Source organism: Paraburkholderia sp. RL18-085-BIA-A (assembly GCF_046027075.1).
Lineage (GTDB): Bacteria > Pseudomonadota > Gammaproteobacteria > Burkholderiales > Burkholderiaceae > Paraburkholderia.
In genome coordinates, this window is sequence record NZ_JARESU010000626.1 from 1 (window position 1) to 409 (window position 409).

Consider the following 409-nt stretch of genomic DNA (forward strand, 5'->3'; position numbering starts at 1 on the left):
TAGGCGGCGCGGGTGCTGCCCGCCCCTGCTGGAGACGGGTTTGCGGTTGACGGGGATGCAGACGTACCAGACGGTTAGTTGCATGGTTGCGATCGACACGGAATTCCAGGTTGAGTCTTTACGGGAGATGACTTCGCAGCCATGCGACGGTGCGGTCAACTGATACAGCATGTCGGCAAGTTGAAAACGGCACACACGCGAACCTTGTGGGCGACCATCGAGGAGCCATCTGGATTTTGCGTTCGCGTTGCGCGATCGGCTGCACTCGACCCTCATGCGACGTTCACGTTGTCGCGGCGAACGGCCGAAGTCCCGGTCGGAGCGGACGGCCGGAGGCCTGGAGGCGCGGCGAGTCCAGAGTGATCGGCACCTGCGGCTCCGCCGAAGTCAAAAATAAAAATAGTTTGTG

The 409-nt window shown here is 60.9% G+C and carries 1 protein-coding gene; it reads right to left on the minus strand.

Going from position 1 to position 409, the window contains the following annotated elements; all coding sequences use genetic code 11:
* Nucleotides 1–195, minus strand: a 195-nt coding sequence (locus P0D89_RS54135) for a hypothetical protein (RefSeq protein ID WP_408379859.1), incomplete at its 3' end; no start/stop codon positions are given.
* Nucleotides 196–409: the final 214 nt, after the last annotated feature.